15 protein-coding genes are annotated in these 13,889 nt (G+C 47.4%); 5 read left to right on the top strand and 10 right to left on the bottom strand.

Annotated features, from left to right (window positions below; genetic code table 11):
* The first annotated feature begins 34 nt into the window (after positions 1-34).
* The 3 genes from AT705_RS05385 to AT705_RS05395 all read left to right on the top strand — a co-directional run bounded on the left by AT705_RS05385 (position 35) and on the right by AT705_RS05395 (position 2,467).
* Positions 35-550: a sigma-70 family RNA polymerase sigma factor gene (locus tag AT705_RS05385; protein WP_010382077.1), complete on the top strand. Its 516-nt coding sequence runs from the start codon at positions 35-37 to the stop codon at positions 548-550.
* Positions 550-1,281, top strand: a complete 732-nt coding sequence (locus AT705_RS05390; protein WP_058795812.1) for a DUF3379 family protein — start codon at positions 550-552, stop codon at positions 1,279-1,281. Before AT705_RS05385 ends, AT705_RS05390 begins: the two co-directional genes overlap by 1 nt.
* 289 nt (positions 1,282-1,570) lie before the next feature.
* A complete protein-coding gene (locus AT705_RS05395; RefSeq protein ID WP_058795813.1) occupies positions 1,571-2,467 on the top strand; it encodes a Tim44 domain-containing protein in 897 nt (298 codons plus the stop codon).
* Positions 2,468-2,511: 44 nt separating this feature from the next.
* Here the strand turns inward: AT705_RS05395 and AT705_RS05400 are convergent, their stop codons facing one another.
* Positions 2,512-4,041: a LytR/AlgR family response regulator transcription factor gene (locus tag AT705_RS05400; protein WP_058795814.1), complete on the bottom strand. Its 1,530-nt coding sequence runs from the start codon at positions 4,039-4,041 to the stop codon at positions 2,512-2,514.
* Between the two features lie 146 nt (positions 4,042-4,187).
* Here AT705_RS05400 and AT705_RS05405 point away from each other — a divergent pair, with 146 nt between their 5' ends.
* The gene (locus AT705_RS05405) at positions 4,188-5,687 is read left to right on the top strand and encodes an alpha/beta hydrolase (RefSeq protein ID WP_237113787.1); all 1,500 of its coding nucleotides are present in this window, start codon (positions 4,188-4,190) and stop codon (positions 5,685-5,687) included.
* Between the two features lie 112 nt (positions 5,688-5,799).
* On the opposite strand, the gene AT705_RS25175 is transcribed toward AT705_RS05405, so the two are convergent.
* A complete protein-coding gene (locus AT705_RS25175; protein ID WP_157576677.1) occupies positions 5,800-5,967 on the bottom strand; it encodes a hypothetical protein in 168 nt (55 codons plus the stop codon).
* Positions 5,968-6,076: 109 nt separating this feature from the next.
* Entirely contained in the window at positions 6,077-6,922 is an 846-nt protein-coding gene (locus AT705_RS05410; protein ID WP_167551976.1) for a helix-turn-helix domain-containing protein, read from the bottom strand.
* Positions 6,923-7,397: 475 nt separating this feature from the next.
* On the opposite strand from AT705_RS05410, the gene AT705_RS05415 reads away from it, so the two are divergent.
* Complete coding sequence (locus tag AT705_RS05415; protein WP_058795816.1) at positions 7,398-8,102, top strand: hypothetical protein; 705 nt, start codon at positions 7,398-7,400, stop codon at positions 8,100-8,102.
* On the opposite strand, the gene AT705_RS05420 is transcribed toward AT705_RS05415, so the two are convergent.
* The 7 genes from AT705_RS05420 to AT705_RS05450 all read right to left on the bottom strand — a co-directional run bounded on the left by AT705_RS05420 (position 8,087) and on the right by AT705_RS05450 (position 13,878).
* The gene (locus AT705_RS05420; protein WP_058795817.1) at positions 8,087-8,851 is read right to left on the bottom strand and encodes a substrate-binding periplasmic protein; all 765 of its coding nucleotides are present in this window, start codon (positions 8,849-8,851) and stop codon (positions 8,087-8,089) included. The genes AT705_RS05415 and AT705_RS05420 overlap by 16 nt on opposite strands.
* 232 nt (positions 8,852-9,083) lie before the next feature.
* Positions 9,084-9,923: a substrate-binding domain-containing protein gene (locus tag AT705_RS05425; protein WP_237113788.1), complete on the bottom strand. Its 840-nt coding sequence runs from the start codon at positions 9,921-9,923 to the stop codon at positions 9,084-9,086.
* Positions 9,924-10,077: 154 nt separating this feature from the next.
* A complete protein-coding gene (locus AT705_RS05430; protein ID WP_058795818.1) occupies positions 10,078-10,491 on the bottom strand; it encodes a hypothetical protein in 414 nt (137 codons plus the stop codon).
* Between the two features lie 86 nt (positions 10,492-10,577).
* The gene (locus tag AT705_RS05435) at positions 10,578-10,787 is read right to left on the bottom strand and encodes a hypothetical protein (RefSeq protein ID WP_058795819.1); all 210 of its coding nucleotides are present in this window, start codon (positions 10,785-10,787) and stop codon (positions 10,578-10,580) included.
* A gap of 40 nt (positions 10,788-10,827) precedes the next feature.
* Positions 10,828-11,766 carry an ornithine cyclodeaminase family protein gene (locus tag AT705_RS05440; protein WP_058795820.1) on the bottom strand — a complete coding sequence of 313 codons (939 nt, stop codon included), beginning with the start codon at positions 11,764-11,766 and terminating at the stop codon, positions 10,828-10,830.
* Between the two features lie 10 nt (positions 11,767-11,776).
* Positions 11,777-12,853, bottom strand: coding sequence for a M24 family metallopeptidase (locus AT705_RS05445; RefSeq protein ID WP_058795821.1), 1,077 nt, complete (start codon positions 12,851-12,853; stop codon positions 11,777-11,779).
* Positions 12,850-13,878 carry a proline racemase family protein gene (locus AT705_RS05450; RefSeq protein ID WP_058795822.1) on the bottom strand — a complete coding sequence of 343 codons (1,029 nt, stop codon included), beginning with the start codon at positions 13,876-13,878 and terminating at the stop codon, positions 12,850-12,852. Before AT705_RS05450 ends, AT705_RS05445 begins: the two co-directional genes overlap by 4 nt.
* Between the last annotated feature and the right edge of the window lie 11 nt (positions 13,879-13,889).

The raw sequence follows: 13,889 nt of genomic DNA on the forward strand, positions 1-13,889 counted from the left end.
GAAATAACTTTGCTAGAGACAAGGTCTTATTAGCATGACCACAAAACAAAAACGTTACGAAAGTCTGGTCCAGGTCTACAATAAAGAGCTTTATCGCTTTGCTTATTGGTTGTGCCAGGACCCGACCATTGCTGAAGATTTGGTACAGGAAACCTTTTTGCGCGCCTGGCGTTCACTTGACGCTTTGCAAGATGATAGCGCCGCCAAGTCCTGGTTATTAACCATATTGCGGCGTGAGAATGCGCGTCGCTTTGAGCGCAAACAATTTGATTATGCCGATGTTGAGCAGGACACGCTGATTGATACCAGCAGTGCTTCTCCCGACTCACAGACTGAGCAAATGATGATCCAAAAACAGATCAGCTTATTGTCATCTGAGTACCGTGAACCACTGCTATTACAAGTTGTGATGGGCTGCTCCGGCGAAGAAATCGCACAGATCCTGGAACTCAACAAGAATACTGTGATGACCAGGCTATACCGTGCCAGAAACCAATTGAAAGAGGCTTTAACACAAGTGACCGAAACAGCAAAAGGGGCATCAAACTGATGGATGAACTCGAATTTCGCCGCCGCTTGTTTGCCGATCCCAATGATAAGGATGTAGTTGCTCAGGCAGACACCGATCCGGCCAAACAGCGTCTCGTTAAAGAAATGCAAGACTTTGACGCGACACTGCATAATGCGTTAGATATTTCTGTGCCTGATGATTTAGCACAGAAAATTCTGGCCAAACAGCAGGCAGATACAGAGACCTCGATGCAGCAAACCGCCGAGGTCAAACAACTAGCCTGGTATAGACGCTTCAAAGCGCCGCTTGCCACGGCAGCATCGGCTTTACTGGCAGTATCCTTATACTTCGCCACGTCAGTCCATGCTCCCTTGCACGCAGGCGAACACGCCCTGGAACACGTTTATTATGAAGCAGAGGCGCTTGCACTGACTCGGGAGGTGAAACTTCAGGAGGTCAACGAGAAACTGGCAATGTTTGGTGGCAAGCTTGAAGCTATGCCAGGCAAAGTGACCTACGCGACATTTTGTAATTTTAAAGGACAGCGTAGTTTGCACCTGATCTTCCAATCAGATCATGGGCCAGTCACTGTTTTTATTGTGCCAACCGATAGCAATGATGCAAAGAGCAACAACGAACGTTTTGCTGATGAACGCTTTAGTGGCAGCATCAAACCCGGAGATCGCGCTGACACCATTTTAGTGGCAAATCTCGACACCCCACTGGAGCAATACCAAGCCGCCGTGACTGAATCATTGCGCTGGTTGTAAGCACCACTTACAGATTAATCCCTCAGCCCCAAGCAGGTTATGGGTGCTGAGGTTTTGTCATTTTCCAATTTTTGCGAACAAATAGCTGACAATAAATTCAGTTAACGCAGATATTTTCGAGCAATTAGCAAGAATATTTCGACGCTAATCAAAAGCTCTGAAAACCCATTGTATTTCATAGCCTTACAAGTTCCTTAAACCATGTTGCTGGAGTAGGCTCTTGAAATCGCTTCGCTTCACCGCATTGATTAACTACAATGCGTTCAGAACTAAAACTCAGAGGAACACCATGAAACAGTTTGTTGTTTTAATGACACTCATTGCCGTTCTGGTATCTACCAGCTTCAGTGCAGAAGCACGGAAAAAATTCGGCAGCAAGAAAAGCGCAGGTAAAACCCACGCAACCAGCACCACAGCACAAAAAAAACAAGTCGATACTAAGACTCTGGCACCTAATACCGCTAAACCTAAGTCCAATAAAAAAGGCATCATGGCAGGTGTACTGGGTGGCTTGCTTGCCGGAGGCTTGATCGCCGCCATGATGGGCGATGATTTTGAAGGCTTCCAGTTTATGGAAATGATCTTGTTTGCCATCCTGGCTTTTGTGTTGTTCAAAGTGATCAAATCCTTTATGGCCAAACGCCAACAACCCCATATGGCGGGTATGCCGCAAGGTGGTAATTTTGGTGGTGGCAACTTTGGCCAAAACAATGGTGGGCAACCGCAAAACCAACAGCCACAATTTCGTCAGCAACCACAATCAGCCCCGGTGAGCGGTGGATTTGGTCAGCAGCAGGAACAGGTTCCCTTTAATCTACCTGCCGATTTTGATGTGAATGGCTTCTTGCAAGGCGCGCGTGATCACTACCACACAGTTCAGAATGCTTGGAACCAGAGTGATTTTGCAACCCTAGCCGAATACCTGAGCCCGGAGCTGGTTGAAGAATTCAAGCAGGACCGCGCACAACACGGTGACGTAGCAACCGAAGTGATGTTTGTTGATGCTCAGTTGGTACGTGCAGAAACCACACCGGTCGCCTGGGAAGTAAGTGTCATGTTCAAAGGTAAATATCGTGACCTTGGCGATAAGCAGGAAGAGCCAATTCACGAAGTTTGGCACCTGGAAAGAAAGACACAAGGCGATGCGCCTTGGGTTATCGTCGGCGTGGAAGATTTAATCGACTAATTCGACATCTGTGCTACCAGCACCGCCTGGTAGCACTCTTTATTTCACTCAATAGCTCCCCTCACCTGACCTAGCAAACGCCGACTGACAGGCACCCGATTACCGTCACTAAGATAAAGAAACGCGTATCCAGATTCCGCTTTATCCTTATTCAACGCAATTCGCCTGACATTATCTAAGTCAACCAGGTAAGATCTGTGGACCTGCATAAATGTGCCAGGTAGTTTATCAATCAGGCTTTTCAGTGATCCAGAATACAAGCGCTCACCACCTCCATCCAGATGTAACTCAACATAATCGCCAGCAGCGCGGCACCATAACACCTGTCCGACATCAATACGTTCAGTTGCACTACCAAAAGTCAGCATGAGATACTGCTGCGTGCCCGTTTTATTCAGTTGGGCAAGTTTCACCTGCAACTTGACAATGGCCTGTTGATCCGCCATGGCCTGTATCTGAAGTTCGCCCAGTTGGCAAATATGCACCCCCAATAGTACGCCCAACAACAGGGTTACCATAACGTAGAAAAGCAGACTGTGGAACGATTGCAAGCTCAACATTGCTGCCATAACAAAAACACACAAAGCAGCAGCAAATAATAAGGCTTTGCCGGTACGATGCCGATAATAGTACCAGCACACAACCCCCACCCCGGCAAGCGCAGGAATAGTCACGGCCAGAGTCGTTTTTAGGTCAAACCCGGGACTAAAAAATACCAATATAGAGGTGAGACTCATACCCGCCGCCAGAACGCTCAGCTTTGCTTTGATATCGAACTGACACAGACGCAGTAAATATACCAGTAGCCCAAAGCCAAAGGTCATGGCACAAACTAAGATCAGCACTAATCTGACGTCATGCAAAGGATACAGGTAACTGAACCAGCCACGCAGTTGTTCAACGGCTAGCTGAACCACTGCGATACCAATTAACCAAATCAAGCCGGAGGGGATCTTTGCCCGCAAAGGGCTTAACCTCAGTATCAGTAAATACAGTCCCCCAAGGAACAGGATACACAACACACTGAGTTGCATATACGGCTCAATGCCAAAGTAATCCGTGCTGTTTTGATACTTGCCAAGCGCCGCCAGATGTAAAGGGGAAGATAGACGCAAGATACTCTGGTGGGAAGACAAATGTATGACCACCCGGTTTTCGCCGGCTTTCATTAAACCCGGGGGCACATAAAAGCGGGTGTCCATGCGCCCGGCAAGCTCATGTTCGCCATCCAGCGAAACACGACCATTAGTGCCCAGCAGCCTGCCATTGAGGTAGACCTTACTGGAAGCTTTCGCAAACAAGTAAAATGCAAGTGGTTCAGCGCCTTCTTGCCAGCGTTCAGACAAATGCAGCGAAGCTTCTATCCAGATAGTCCGCCCCTGTGGGTCAGCACTAAAAAACGACTGTGTTGTGCACGCATCATCTTCAAAATTTGGTATTACGTCACCACCCGGACAGACACGTACCTGTTGATAATTTATGTGTGCCCAGTCTAGTGCTAGCGAATTCGCTGATACTAATAATAGCAGCGTACAAAACACGACTCGTAAATGCTGGTAACCACAATACTGCACACTTCCCCCACCTCGACCTTTGGCCGTCTGAATTCAACCGTTTATCGATATTACTATTAAAATCAATATATTTGATAGAATATCGCATGATAGTTCAAATGCAACAAGGTTAACTGGAGGCACAATTAACAAACAAGAACAGCACTATGATAGACTTCAAATACAAGCACTTTCGCAGTTACTTCATGCGCGTACTGCTATTCCTTAGCACAATAATGACCTTAGGTACTTTCGCTCAGGAGCAGCCCCCTCTGATGTATGACAACGAGCAGGCTATTACTTTCAAAACCCAGGACAACCAGCAAGTGGCAGCCTTTTCAGGGTTTATCACAGTTCCGGAAAACCGGAACCAGGCTGACAGCCGGGATATACGCATTCATTACGTACGCTTTCCTGCCACTACTAAAACACCTGGCAGCCCTATCATCTACCTAGCCGGTGGGCCTGGTGGCTCTGGCATCAAAACGGCTGAATATGCCAACTTTCGCTTTCCTTTGTTTATGGCCCTGCGTGAATTTGGGGATGTGATTGCACTGGATCAGCGTGGTACCGGTAAATCCGATGCTCTACCAGCATGCCAATCGAGCATTTCCACTCATTCAGCTAAGCAACAAACAGATGTGGAAGTGGCGCACTTGTACCAACGCGCTGCGCTTGAGTGTGCCACATTCTGGCAACAGCAGGGAATTGACATTAAAGGCTATACGACAGAGCAAAGTGCCAAAGACCTGAATGACCTCAGACGTCATCTAAAAGCTGAAAAACTGACTTTATGGGGGATCAGTTATGGTACTCACCTGGCATTGGCCGCAACCAAAACCATGCCTAACAATCTGGATAAGCTGGTCCTGGCCAGTGTCGAGGGACTCGAGCAGACAGTTAAACTCCCGGCTCAGACAGACGCTTACTTTGCCCGCGTTCAAAAGGCAATTAACACGCAACCCAAAAGCAAAGAACTCTATCCGGATGTTGCAGGGCTAATCCGAAGAGTCCATAAGCGCCTCGAAACGGCACCAATAACCTTGCATATCTCTGACGATAAAGGAAAGAAAACAGATTTTCTGTTTCAGCGCTGGCATATGCAGCGTCTGGCATCAGCAATGATAGCCGATCCACATCGAGGCCTGAAACGCCTGTTGGCACTTTACCAGGCTTTGGATATGGAGGTCATTGAGCCACTGCAGCACATCGCCAACAGAGGTTATTTTAGCGAAGCGCAAATTAACTTCAGACTGATGCCATTAGCCATGGACATTGCTTCAGGGATTACACAACAACGACTGGAACAAGTGAATCACCAAAGCGGTTCAGCTTTGCTTGGCCCGTATCTAAACTTTCCAATGCCACAACTTCAGGGCGTGCTCGACAGACTTGACTTAGGTGATGGGTTTAGAACCTCTCCAGTATCTGATGTACCAACATTAGTACTCTCAGGTTCACTAGATGGGCGCACTTACCCGCAAAGCCAGCGTGAGGCTGTCAAACACTTCAGCCGTGTTACGCAGGTAATTATAGAAAACGCAGGTCACAATTTGTTTATGCGCTCACCAGAGGTCACACAAACCATCCGCAGGTTTCTGGCCGGCGAGTCTGTGAATGAACAAAAGATTAGTGTGCCGCTACCGGATTTACTGATTAAACGCTAAACCATTAGTTTACATTTGGAAGGCCATTTTAATCTGCTTATCAATGCAGCTGCTTTGATAAGCCAACACCTCAGCGTCACAATAAGGCGCTGAGGCTAGCAATTGTGGGCTATCAATCCCGACACGCACCGCCTGTGCAACCCCAGTTAGGCTCACTGGCAACACACTGCCTGTAGTTAGTAATTTCAATATGCTTACCACCTGCCACCTGAGGTGTCTGATTAGCAAATAAACGGTTATTGCCAGACAGGTTTTTCAGTTTATTTATTTTAACTTTCATTTTTTGTTTCCTTGTTCATTTAATCGCCACATTTACGTTAGCCCTTAAATCCAAGGAGCACAACACATTAAATAAACCAAAATGCAACAAAGTTTATATACTGAAATATCTACCTGCTGGCACGTGCCGTTTTTTTATATTCACCCGGTGTCATTCCTGTATGTGCTTTAAATGCCTTATAAAAAGACGAGCGCGCGTTAAAGCCGACCGCCATAGCAATGTCCAGTACTGTCTTATCATCAGCCAGCAACAGCTTAATCGCTGCGTCAATCCGTGCCTTATTGATATAGTCAAAAAACGATTGCCCCAAGGTCTGATTCAGGGTTTGAGACACATAATTGGCTGATACTCCGATAGACTCAGCCAGCCTGTAGAGAGTCAGATCGGGATCCAGGTGAAGTTGCTCAGCCACCACCGCGCGATGGATCTTCTGTGCAATGCGCTTTGACTGCTCATCGCTCAGCGCTGAGTGCTGGTATTTAACATCGCTGCGATCCTTAGCCACAACACCATGCTCATCGCCTGTCACATCAAACTGCTCGGTGAAACCATAGATTTTGTCAAAACCTGGTTTTTGCCGTAATGACCAAAACAGCACAAACCAGATGCTGATAGTACTCAGCACTGCGACGCCCCCTTCACGCAGTAACGTGGGTTGCGCACTTAAATCCTGAAAGAGTGTCAGTGCCAGCCAGCACCAGGTAAATAACATCAATATTAGTACCACAATCAACCAGTTCAGTTCGCGTTCCTGGGTATTTGAAAATACCGCTTGCAACTTACGCCTGTAGTTCATCACCTTGCGCCAGGCCTTGAGTACATAAAACAAACTTTGCACCGGCCAAAACAGCATCAAGGTAATGATCAGCCAGACTGTAAAACGTGCATCGGCCGTCAGCTCGACATCACCCTCTGCAAAGAAAATGGCAAATAACTCGGATTCAGGCAATTTCATCAGACTCATTGACAGAACACATGAAAGGCAGGCAGGGATAAAATGCCACATACTGGCGCGATTAAATTGCCAGGGAACGGGTGATGTTAAAGCTTGCGTGTATAAATAAAAGCAAGGAAACAGCAGCAACCAGGCAGGAACGATAGCTGAAATATAAATATATTGGGCTGACGGATAATGTGTAAAGACAAACGGACCCGACAAAATAATAAACAGCGAAAAAAGAAACAGTACCAACGCCCGATAGCAATGCCTGCGCCTAGCCCTGTCAATTAACACAGTTAAAACCAGTCCCACAGCACCGAGTAAAAAGGTGTACAAAAACGCTAATTCAGCCTCAAACAAAACCACTCAACCCCATGAATTAAATACTTATAATTATTATTCATGTCCTAACCTTTAGTATCGGACGACAATCTTTGACTAGTCAGTATAAAGTGCAACTCAACCACATCGCAATATACAGGATCATAAGATGGAACAGATTACATTCACCATGCTAGCGCACATAATCACTGGAAGTTTGGCCATTGCCGCCGGTGCAACCGCTATCGCGGTAGCAAAAGGAAAGTCATTACATGCTTTAGCAGGTACCTGGTTTGTCTACACTATGCTGGTAATGGCTGTCAGCGGCACAGTGATCGCGATATTACAGCCTATGATCATCACCGCCATCGCAGGCACCTTTACAACCTACCTGGTTCTGTCAGGATGGCTGGCTGTCAAATCTGCACCTAGTACAAAGGGAAGGTTTGACTACACATTACCTGTTTGCTCGTTGCTGATTGTGATTGCCTGTGTTTACTTCAGCAATCAGGCGGGCACCAGCCACGCTGAAATAAAACATGGCATCAGCACCTATGACTACTACTTTTTTGCACTACTCGCCGCACTGTCGTTTATTGGCGACATGCGCCTGGTGTATGCGCAAGGGCTTGGCTCCACAGCGCGATTGATGCGCCATTTATGGAGAATGTGCTTTGCCTTGTTTATATCGGTCGGCTCATTTGTATCGCAAGGTGCCGCCAAGATACTACCACAGTCCTTAGTCGGCTCTGGCGTGTTAGAGCTACCAGGGCTGGTCATTTTGCTTATGATTGTTTACTGGCGCCTCAAGCTCAGTTTTGGCAACAAAATACGCCAGTGGCGTGCCAGTCGCGCTGCTCAATCGTCCACCTGAAGCATGTGCTGTCGGCATAGTTCAGTGGCCGTTATGCTTTGCCGACAGTGTTGCGTGATAACCTGGTTTTCTGCTTTTCTTATTAACTCTGTCAGTTCACCGCTTTGCTTCATGCCACGCAATACGGCGTCCACTTCTTCGACCCAATGTTGCTGATCCTTATGAATATAGTGGTAGAGTGCGAGTTCACGAAAACTGCGCTGATGGGGTATGACATTTTCAATCCCCGCCTGCGCCAGCATCACCAAACCATCAATGCGATTGGTCAGTGCAACGTCAGCTAATCCCTTGGATACCAGATTAAGCGCCTGGATAGTAGTGTCTGTGTCCTCGACTCGGGGCATCCCCTCAGTGATGTTATTGGTGTGTTTTACACCACGTACTTTTGCAATTCGGTACTGGCTTAAGTCTTGTTCACTTTGGATGTTAACTTTGCCATCATTGCGAATAAATGCCATTGTCTCTAACGTATAATACGGCGTAGGAACACGGATGGTGTGAGGGTTTTCGTTACCGTAGCTAAAAATGCGCATGATTTCACCATGTCTTTTTCCGCTGCGTACCAGCTGCTGTGCACGCTTGCCCGGATAAGGTGTAATGACAATTGACACGTTCAGCTTTTGATAGATTTCAGGTAAAACCTGTCGGCCCACTTCCTGCTCAATCAGATAATTAATTGACACAAACTGCAAGGACCCGGCAAACGTGTTGTTGCATAACAACAGCAACAATAACAGGGACTTCTTCATCTACCTATCGAGCTTTTAAGGTTATGTTTATTAAATTATTTTAGTATCACTAAGGTAAATATCAATGGTTAGTTGTACAAGTATCCGAATTTCCTTTATTGCAATAATGAAAATCCAAAAAGTAGTGGGATTGAGCAGGTACAGTCCTCTGCATAATAAATTGATGCAGAAGCTCAGCACCAAGGCGTCCCATTTCAAAGGGCTTCTGTCCGATATTGGTCACTGATAACCCTCATTGTAGCGCCTTGAGCTGGCTGTTTTCAGTATCAGCGGAAATAATCACCCGCTTCTTATCGGCAATAAGGGATTTGAACTGTGCCATGCGAGTGATGTAATCAGGATTAAACTGCGCAAACCCGGCAACAGCCAGAAAAATCGGGGGTTCGGGGTATTTCATCATAGTGACGAGCTGATCCAATGCATCAGCCCGTCTGCCAAATGTAAACAATGGACAGCGATGGTGTTCAACCCAGCCGTTTTCACCTGATAGTCTCTTGGTGCTTTGACCGGACAACGCATAGCGAACACCCGCAATACGTTGGTTCAGGTTTGGGGTCGTCTGGTGCCCTGATTGCAGGCATATGTGCTGCTGTGGTTTGACTTTAAAACGCTTAGCCTCTTCACCCAGCGCTTTACCGAAATCAAAATTATTAGTGCCGACGTACGCAAGCCGATAGGACTCGTGCTCTGAAAGCAGATCGGAGTCAAAAGTGATAACCGGGATGGCATGTTTTGCTGCCAATTTGAGCGCGCCATCAACAAGAAACTGAGAATCCGTGGTGGAGATAAGTAATCCGTGAATGCCTTTTCGGATCAGCTCTTTGACGATCAATACCTGTGTTCTGACGTCCTGATAATCATCCGCACCATCATAAATGCAATGCACATTTGGATAGTCCCGGGCAAAGCGCTGACAGCCTTTGTGAGATTGCTGATAAAAGCTGTCGTTTTTGGTCTTGCCCACAACGGCAATATTGATTGGCTCCTGCGCTTCGGCGGCACCATAAGACAGCCCCTGCCAGCACAGCAAGATAACCAATAGAAGTGAAAAATGAGCAACCTGACTGAGCATGCAAGTGCCTGGTCCAATATCTAACGACTTGTTAATAGTGTACTCAAATCGCTCTAAAAAACAACAACCTTTGGACTCCTGTCAGACTCAGAGCGGGTGATAAATCAGCGTAAGAACTGAGTATCAAAGACCCGCTTTTAGCTCTGACATTAGATTACTTACAGCTGAATGCCAGAGTAATTTGATAAGGTTCACCCATTGAATCTTCTGCAATACCACCACCAATGCTCATGGCTGCGCCCACATCATCAACGGCATTTTCACCCAAAATCCACATCGCCGTACCAGCTGTTTCAACCGCCGTTGCGATATTACGCTTTTGCAGATATTCCTGCTCGGGCATAGACCCCATGTAGGTAATATCCTCATTTTGAATATAAGCGTAACCACGCTCTTGCTCATCGCAATAATGGTTTGCCTGTTCAAGCGCTTCCTTGCCCGCAGCCTCTCTGGTTTCTGCGGTCAAGTTCACATAGTGCTTGCCATCCGCTGAAGGACGGACGTTATTGTGATGCGCGCAGCCGCTTGCAAATACAGCGACCAAAGAGAATGCTATCCAGTTTTTCATAATATTTACCCTGACTGTGTTTATTTTATTCGGGTAAAGTGTATAAAGTCTTTGCGTACCTTTCAGTGAGAGAGTGTTTGAAAGTGTTAAGCCTGAACAATACCATGACCATCAGCCAGCACCTGACATGGCTGGCCTGACTTGAATCGCTCAAGCAAAATCGGGTCATACAGTAAGGTATCGCTCCTGGATTGCCCACCGTATTGATAAGTCACCAGCATATGAGCCTGATGGCAAACCAGCGGATTAAGCAACCGTTTATCATTAACAACCACAAGCCCAATGATTGGACACATACGACAACGCTGTTTATACCTCCTTGTCGATTTCCACATCTTAGCTTTGCTCCAGCACCAGTTTCGCGGCCAGCAAATCACTGAGCGCTGTACCAACCGATTTAAACAACGTAATTTCACCGCCATCCTGCCTCAGGAAACAGTTTTTCCGAGCCATGTCGGCCAGCTCTCCTGCAACTTGATCTGCACTAAACACCCCTTCCGCAATAGGAATAAGCAACTCTCCAGCCTCATTCAGAACATTGGTTTTACTGTCAACATATACCCGGCTGGCAAGCAATGTCGCAGTATCAATCTCCCGTGCATCTTTATGATGATTCCCAATCAGGTCTATATGTGTTCCCGGACTCAACCAACGCCCGTCAAACAACGGGATGTGGCTACCAGTCGCAGCACAAATCACATCTGCTGAACCTATAAGCTCGGCATTACTCTGTCCGAGCACGAAGTTAACCTCAGGAAAGGCCTGTGACAGAGTCGCTTTAAGGGTTGCCCCTTTATCTGGGTTTCGGGCAACCAGCGTCACTTTTTCGTAGTTCCTCACAGCCAGATGGGCACGCACCATGTAGGGTGCCAGATTCCCTGCACCAAATATCACCAGATGCCTCGCATCTTCTCTGGCTAAATAAGATGCCGCGAGCGCAGAAACAGCAGCAGTGCGCCATAAAGTCACCTGAGTGCCATCCACCAGCGCCAGAGGCTCACCATGCTCACGATCAAACAACATTATTTTTGAATACAGGCTGGCTTTACCATGTGCTTCATTGCCCGGAAAGTAGGTAAACGCCTTAACACCTATCACTGAGTCATTCCATGCTGGCAGCACAGCAAAAGCGTCATGATTAGTTGCTTGTGCATCCAGCTCAAAAACGCTACGTCTGGGCATGATATGGGCGCTCGCAAACCCTCGTTGCAGTGCAGCAATCAAAGTGGGAAAACTGAGTGCCTGCTGCACCTGCTCTCGCTCTATCATTTTCATAGTGCCTCCTTTATAACTCAAAATCTTGGGGAGCATGAGTCAACAACTCATAGCCAGAGTGCGTAATCACAATATCTTCTTCCAGTCTTACCCCACCAACACCCGGAATATAAATCCCTGGCTCAATAGTGATCACATTGCCAGGTTCCAAGCGGTAATCGACTCCCGGTTTAATGAAGGGCTGTTCATGCAGAAAAAGTCCAAGACCGTGGCCCAGCCCTTCTCCCGCATACTGAGCAAAATCACTGTTTATCATAACCGCGTGCGCTGCTGCGTTGAGTACCTGACAATCCTCGCCTGCACAGGCCCTTGTCAGTGCTGCCTGCTGGGCGCTTTGTACCGTATCAAATATGCTGCGCTGCTCCGCACTGGGTTTTCCGTACACATAAGTACGCGTCATATCGGAACGATAACCATCAACAACGGCGCCAAAATCAACCAAGATCAAGTCGCCATGCTGGAGCTTCTGTGTCGAGGGGTTGCCATGGGGCAAGGCACTACGTGAGCCAAATAGGAGAATGGTGTCAAAAGATACTCCCTCAGACCCCAGCTTTTTCATACGATAATCCAGTTCCAGGGCCAGGTCGCGCTCACTGACCCCTTCTTTTACGAGTGGCAAGGTATCGGCCAATGCCTGATCAGCGATTTGAGCGGCCTGACGAATGCTAGAAATCTCCTGCTCAGTTTTAACTTGCCGTAATTGTTCTATAAAGCCTGTGCTGGGCGTTAACACACGACCACAAAGCTCACAGCTGATCTCTTGCCACTGGCTTACATCAATGTGTGCAGCATCAAATGTCAGCGCCTTAAGCTCTGCGGATAGGCGGTTAAGGCACTGACCCAGGCTTTCAGTGTCTCTGCGCCTTAATATGACATCGGCTTGCTGCGCTTCTGCCTGCGCGCGCTCATAGTAGCGATAGTCTGTGATCAGCTGACACTGCTCATGGCTGATCAATAGCGTTGCAGCATGCCCGCTGAACCCACACAGGTAACGAATATTTTCATAGCCGAATACCACCATAGCCTGGTACTCGGATGACCTAAGCAAATTACGTAAATTGGTTTGTCTTTGTAGATACTGATTCATCGTAGAATAAACCCTTGTTGAATTGGATCCTCGGGATCCAAGCAAAATCTATGTTCTGCGGTAACATATGCCTCGCCTGTTACTTTTGGCCGCACCGCATCCCGGCCGTCATATTGGCAAAACGCATCGATACTGACATCAAACCCAGATGCCAGTATCCCTTCAATATGGATAGTCTCGCCCAAGGCAAGTGCTCCCTGCGCGGCCAGTAATGCGGCTCTGCCGCTAACACCTGTACCTGTGGGGCTGCGATCTAGCGAACCATCAGCAAAAATACACACATGACGACTATGGCAATGTGGCCCGCTCACCTGAGAGTTGGAATAGAACACGACACCATATAAGAAACTCAAGGACGTATCTTCGGGGTGTTCAAGTTGAATCTTGCCTGTTAATGCACGTTTTATTTTCCTACCCAGACAAATGATCTCTTCACTATTTTTCAGGCTCAGAGCCAGATCAAGTTGATCGGCGTCGATATAGGCATAATAAGCACCACCAAATGCAATATCACAGTACACAGTGCCCAATCCGGCCAGTGTTACCGGCACATTCAGCTGACAAACGAAAGACGCGACGTTGTAAAACCCCACCTGTTTTTTGTCACCAGAATAAAACGCGCAGATCTGCCCCGCAGGCGTATCCATCTTCAACTGTTGCTCACCCACAGTCTCTGGGCTCTGGGTTCTTACCAGCTCAGTCAGTGCAATCACCGCATGACCACACATGGTGGAATACCCCTCATTGTGCATAAACAAGACACCAAAGGCGCTGTCTGCACGCTGCGGCTCAGTCAGCAACGCACCATACATATCTGCATGTCCTCGTGGCTCAAACATCAGCATTTTGCGCATGTCCTCATAGTGCGTCAGGCAATACAAGCGTTTGTCGACCATGTTATTCCCTTTTGGCTCAGGCAAACCTGAGGTAATAATACGCAGCGGTTCGCCAGCCGTGTGCATATCCAATGCTGTTATTTGCGTCCAGTGTCGTGGCATCTGCCACCGGTTAAAATCTAGTTTCATCACTTCTCCAT

It is taken from the genome of Pseudoalteromonas rubra, assembly GCF_001482385.1.
Lineage (GTDB): Bacteria > Pseudomonadota > Gammaproteobacteria > Enterobacterales > Alteromonadaceae > Pseudoalteromonas > Pseudoalteromonas ardens.

Bases quoted from the DNA above. Each gene is read 5' to 3' on its own strand.
- AT705_RS05410 (WP_167551976.1), bottom strand. From the start codon at position 6,922: ATGAAATTGCCTGAATCCGAGTTATTTGCCATTTTCTTTGCAGAGGGT.
- AT705_RS05425 (WP_237113788.1), bottom strand. From the start codon at position 9,923: ATGCTCAGTCAGGTTGCTCATTTTTCACTTCTATTGGTTATCTTGCTG.
- AT705_RS05390 (WP_058795812.1), top strand. From the start codon at position 550: ATGGATGAACTCGAATTTCGCCGCCGCTTGTTTGCCGATCCCAATGAT.
- AT705_RS05405 (WP_237113787.1), top strand. From the start codon at position 4,188: ATGATAGACTTCAAATACAAGCACTTTCGCAGTTACTTCATGCGCGTA.
- AT705_RS05430 (WP_058795818.1), bottom strand. From the start codon at position 10,491: ATGAAAAACTGGATAGCATTCTCTTTGGTCGCTGTATTTGCAAGCGGC.
- AT705_RS05445 (WP_058795821.1), bottom strand. From the start codon at position 12,853: ATGAATCAGTATCTACAAAGACAAACCAATTTACGTAATTTGCTTAGG.
- AT705_RS05415 (WP_058795816.1), top strand. From the start codon at position 7,398: ATGGAACAGATTACATTCACCATGCTAGCGCACATAATCACTGGAAGT.
- AT705_RS05385 (WP_010382077.1), top strand. From the start codon at position 35: ATGACCACAAAACAAAAACGTTACGAAAGTCTGGTCCAGGTCTACAAT.
- AT705_RS05420 (WP_058795817.1), bottom strand. From the start codon at position 8,851: ATGAAGAAGTCCCTGTTATTGTTGCTGTTGTTATGCAACAACACGTTT.
- AT705_RS05440 (WP_058795820.1), bottom strand. From the start codon at position 11,766: ATGAAAATGATAGAGCGAGAGCAGGTGCAGCAGGCACTCAGTTTTCCC.
- AT705_RS05395 (WP_058795813.1), top strand. From the start codon at position 1,571: ATGAAACAGTTTGTTGTTTTAATGACACTCATTGCCGTTCTGGTATCT.
- AT705_RS05450 (WP_058795822.1), bottom strand. From the start codon at position 13,878: ATGAAACTAGATTTTAACCGGTGGCAGATGCCACGACACTGGACGCAA.
- AT705_RS25175 (WP_157576677.1), bottom strand. From the start codon at position 5,967: ATGAAAGTTAAAATAAATAAACTGAAAAACCTGTCTGGCAATAACCGT.
- AT705_RS05435 (WP_058795819.1), bottom strand. From the start codon at position 10,787: ATGTGTCCAATCATTGGGCTTGTGGTTGTTAATGATAAACGGTTGCTT.